The sequence below is a fragment of the Candidatus Methylomirabilota bacterium genome (genome assembly GCA_035936835.1).
In the GTDB taxonomy this organism is placed as follows: domain Bacteria; phylum Methylomirabilota; class Methylomirabilia; order Rokubacteriales; family CSP1-6; genus AR37.
Genome location: DASYVT010000127.1, coordinates 1 through 4,516, shown reverse-complemented (window position 1 = coordinate 4,516; position 4,516 = coordinate 1). Strand labels below are relative to the sequence as shown.

At 71.1% G+C, this 4,516-nt stretch carries 4 protein-coding genes; 3 read left to right on the top strand and 1 reads right to left on the bottom strand.

The window, feature by feature from the left end; genetic code table 11:
• A partial coding sequence (locus VGV06_10845; protein ID HEV2055653.1) for a DUF6537 domain-containing protein occupies positions 1–1,408 on the top strand: 1,408 nt, incomplete at its 5' end.
• Between the two features lie 133 nt (positions 1,409–1,541).
• On the top strand, positions 1,542–2,288 hold the full coding sequence (locus VGV06_10840) for an NlpC/P60 family protein (GenBank protein ID HEV2055652.1): 747 nt from the start codon (positions 1,542–1,544) through the stop codon (positions 2,286–2,288).
• 71 nt (positions 2,289–2,359) lie between these two features.
• Here the strand turns inward: VGV06_10840 and VGV06_10835 are convergent, their stop codons facing one another.
• Complete coding sequence (locus VGV06_10835) at positions 2,360–3,652, bottom strand: alkyl sulfatase dimerization domain-containing protein (protein HEV2055651.1); 1,293 nt, start codon at positions 3,650–3,652, stop codon at positions 2,360–2,362.
• A gap of 345 nt (positions 3,653–3,997) precedes the next feature.
• Between VGV06_10835 and VGV06_10830 the strand changes: the two genes are divergently transcribed.
• The coding region (locus VGV06_10830; protein HEV2055650.1) for an ABC transporter substrate-binding protein at positions 3,998–4,516 on the top strand (519 nt) is incomplete at its 3' end.

Here is a 4,516-nt window from a genome sequence, read left to right as displayed (position 1 = left end):
CACGCGCGAGCGGCGCCTGACGCCGCTGGACGCCGAACTGCCGGAGCCCGCGCTGCGCGTGCCCCGCGACGGCTTTGCGCTGCACATGATGGGCATCGGCGGCACCGGCGTCGTCACGGTGAACCAGATCCTGGGCACGGCCGCCATGCTCGACGGCCGCCACGTGCGCGGCCTCGACCAGACGGGGCTCTCGCAGAAAGGCGGACCGGTGGTCTCGGACCTCAGGATCGACTCCCGGCCCATCGAGGGCTCCAACAAGGTCTCGGCCGGCGGCGCCGACCTCTACCTGGGCTTCGACCTCCTCGTCGCCACGGACCCGGTCAACCTCGACAAGGCCGAGTCGGGACGCAGCATCGCGGCCGTCTCGACGAGCCAGATCCCCACCGGCCGGATGGTCGTCGACACGACGCTCCAGTTCCCCGAGCTCGGCAGCACCCTGATGAGCATCGACCGCGTGACGCGCAAGGACGCCAACGTCTACGTGGACGCCCAAGCCATGGCCGAGGCGCTCTTCAACGACCACATGGCGTCCAACTTCATCATGGTGGGCGCCGCCTACCAGAGCGGCGCGCTCCCGATCAGCACCGCCTCTCTCGAGGCCGCCATCCGGCTCAACGGCGTCAGCGTGGACATGAACCTGCTGGCCTTCCGCTGGGGGCGCCTGGCCGTGGTGGACGCCAAGCGCGTCGAGGCCGCGGTGGTCCAGGCTCAGGGCAAGGCCGAGACCTCGCGCGCCCTCTCGGCCGAGGCGCGGGTCCTCGTCGACGCCGCGCGTCCGGAGCCCGAGCTCCGCAGGCTGCTCGAGATCCGCGTCCCCGAGCTGATCGAGTACCAGGACGCGGCCTATGCGCGACGGTACGTCGAGTTCGTCACGCGCGTGGCCGGCGAGGAGGCGCGGAAGACGCCCGGCCGCACGGGGCTGTCCGAAGCCGTCGCGCGCCACCTCTTCAAGCTCATGGCGTACAAAGACGAGTACGAGGTGGCGCGCCTGCACCTCTCGGCCGCGCTCGAGGCCGAGCTTCATGCGCGCTTCGGCCCCGAGATCCGCTACTACTGGCACCTGCACCCGCCGCTCCTGCGCGCGCTCGGGCTCAAGAAGAAGATCCGGCTGGGCTCCTGGTTCAAGCCGGTCTTCTCGGCCCTCCACGCGATGAAGGCGGTGCGCGGCACGGCGCTCGATGTCTTCGGCTATGCCCGCCTGCGGCGCGAGGAGCGGGCGCTGATCGGCGAGTACCGCGCGCTGGTCGAGCGGGCGCTCGCGTCACTCTCGCCCGCCACCCACGACACGGCGGTGGCGCTCGGTGACCTGCCGGACCTGATCCGCGGCTACGAGGACATCAAGCTCGACAACGTGAGACACTTCCGCGCCCGCGCGGCGGAGCTTGCCGCCAGGCTCGACGCAGTGTGAGGCGCAGCCGAAGGCGAGCCGAGCCAACCCTTAGCAGTGTGAGGCGCAGCCGAAGGCGAGCCGAGCCAACCCTTAAGAGAGAGGGACCTCAGCACCGGCCACGAGCCGACTCAACAGAGAGGGGGACCTATCGATGAACGCATCCGAAGACGACGTGCAGCCCATGGCGGACCCGGCGGAGACGCCGCGCGGTGGCGGGAGGGGGCTGACGCTGGCCCTGCTGATCGGCCTCGTAGTCTGCGCGCTCCTGGCGGTCGGCGCGGTCTTCTACGCCCAGAAGCAGATCGCCACGCTCACGCAGGCCCGCGACGCCGCGCAGCGCGACAGCCAGCGGCTGACGGCGGCGAGCGCGGCGGCGGCGGCCGGCGCGGCGAAAGCCGAGCAGTCGCTCGCCGCCGCCCGCGCCGAGCGCGACGAGCTGGCGCGGCTCGTGGTGGCCGTCCGGCAGAACCCGAACACGGGCAAGGACATCAAGGACCCGGCGCTGGCGGCGTCGATCAGCGGGAAGCGGCGCGAGGCCCTCACGGCGGCCTTCGCGCTCAAGCAGGAGAAGGTGCCCTTCAAATGGGCCGGCAAGAAGAAGGAAGACGGGCTCGACTCCGTCGCCTTCGCCGCCCTCATCCTGGCTCAGGCGGGCGTGATCGAGAAGCCTGAGGCGGTGACGGCGAAGAGTCTCCAGGGCCAGCTCAAGGTCAGCACGGAGGGCGAGCCGCAGCCGGGCGACCTGCTCTTCTTCGATGGCGGCAACGTCATGCTCTACCTGGGCGGCGACAACGCCGTCGGCATGCTGCCCGAGGGCGCCGTCACGAAGAACGGGGTCATCAAGGGCAAGGGGATCGGCTTCAAGTACCTCGGCTACGGCAGCATCACGTACGAGTAGCGGCAGCAGGCTGCTCGAAAAGTGGGCGCGCGTAGTCGGCCTTCACTGCCCAGCTGGGCAGTCGCCGTCTTCTACGCTCCTCGCGTCGGGGACGTCCCTGGCGCCCGGTCGGGAGCGCGGCCGGCCTTGGCGGCCGACTCGCGGGCCGTAGCGGAGAAGATACCGCGCGTCATGAGGGCGTCAGAGGCCTGGGCGCGCGCTTCGTAGATGTCGGCGCGCGCGGCGTGCACCCGCGCGCTATCGGGCGCAGCGGCCGCGGCCCAGTCGGCGAGGTGGCAGGCCAGAGCAAAGCTGCCGCTCTCGGCCAGAGTCCGGGCGCGGTCGGAGAGCGCCTCAGCGCCGCCCGCCATTGCGGCGACTTCCTGCCCGATCTCCGCTTCGCGGGCAGGCTTCAGGTGCGCCGGCTGGCCGTCCCACCAGCCGCCGTAGAGTCGCCAGATATTGCGCACGACGTACTCCGGCTCGTCGTAGACGGCCTGGAGGTACGGGCGCTCGGCAAGATGCGCGGGCGGGCGTACCTCGGCGAGGATCTGGTCGAGGCCGAGCCCGGCGTTCATGCGCGTCACGGTCTCGCGCTCGAGGGTCTCGAGCCACTCCGCCGTGTCGCCGAGCGCCTGGCGCACGCGCGCCGCGCCCACGATCGGGACGCCGTGGCCCGGGATCAGAAGCTCGGCGCCGCGCTCCGCCATCGCGCGCAGGGCCCGCGCCCACTCGGCGGCGTAGCGCTGGACCTTCTGCGGGTTGCCGGCGTTGGGGGCGACCCAGAAGAAGAGGTCGCCGGTGAAGAGGATGCGCCGCTCGGGCCACCAGAGCCACGTGTGATCGTCCGTCTCGCCGCGCGCGTGCGTCAGTTCGAGGCGCGCGCCGCCCGCATCGAGAGCGTATGCCGTGTCGTAGACGACGGTCGGGTAGTCGTAGTCCGTCGGCCACGTGGCGTTCACCGAGAACTGGCGCGAGTTGATGAGGCCGTTCCAGGGCGCGGTCATCCGGTACCGGTCGAAGCGGGCGGCGACGTTCCGGTGCCCGACGATCAGCGGCGCGTGGCGGCCCTTCTCACGCGCCTCCTCGAGGAAGGGTGGCAGCCCGCAGGCGTGGTCCGCGTGGCCGTGGGTGTAGACGGCGGCGTGCAGGGGGCTTCCGTCCACCGCGCGGACGGCGGCGAAGGTCTTGGCGCGCGCGGCGTAGTTGCCCGTGTCCACGAGGACGAGCCCCGCCTCGGTGCGGATGGCGGTGACATTCGCCCAAGTGTGGAAGAAGACGACACCCGGCGCCAGCTCCTCGCTCTTGTGTGTCGGCCGCCACAGGTCGCGCGGCGGGATCTGTCCCTGCCAGAACCGCTCGGCCAGGAGGAGGATGTCGCCCATGTCCGGCGGACGGTAGCACAGGGCGCAGCAGGCGGCAATCGCGGCTCTCCGGCCCCCCAGCGCCCGCGGCTCCTCCAGCGCCCGCGGCTCCTCCAGCGCCCGCGGCTCCTATTGACAGGGCAGGGGATTTGGGGATAATCGGGCAACCTCGCAGCCCGCGAGCGTGCCCGGTCCTTTTCGAAGCGCAGCGGAGGACAGACCATAAACCGCTCCCGAGCGTGTGGTTTCACCCTGGCGGTCGCCCTGGCGATCGCCGCGGTCGCCCCGGCCGCCGCTCAGCCGGCCACCGCCGCAGGCCCAACCAGCGCCGCAGGCCCAACCAGCGCCGCAGGCCCAAACGGCCAGATGACCTGGGCCGTTCACGTCTCGCTGGCGCCCACCTGGTTCGACCCGGCCGAGACCCCGGGCATCATCACGCCCTTCATGGTGCTCTACGCGCTCCACGACGCGCTCGTGAAACCCATGCCCGGCAATGCCATGGCGCCCTCCCTCGCCGAGTCCTGGACCATGTCCAAGGACGGCCTGACGTACGAGTTCGCGCTTCGCAAGGGGGTCAAGTTCCACAACGGCGACGTCGTGACGGCGGAGGACGTCAAGTTCTCCTTCGAGCGCTACCGCGGCGCGTCCGCTGCTGACCTCAAGGCCAAGGTGGCGCGCGTGGACGTCGTGGACCCCTACCGCGTCCGCTTCACTCTCAAGCGTCCCTGGCCCGACTTCATGACCTTCTACGCGACGCCCGCCACCGGCGCCGCCTGGATCGTGCCGAAGAAGTACGTCGAGAAGGTGGGCGACGACGGCTTCAAGAAGGCGCCCGTGGGCGCGGGCCCGTACCGGTTCGTGTCCTTCAAGCCCGGCGTGGAGCTG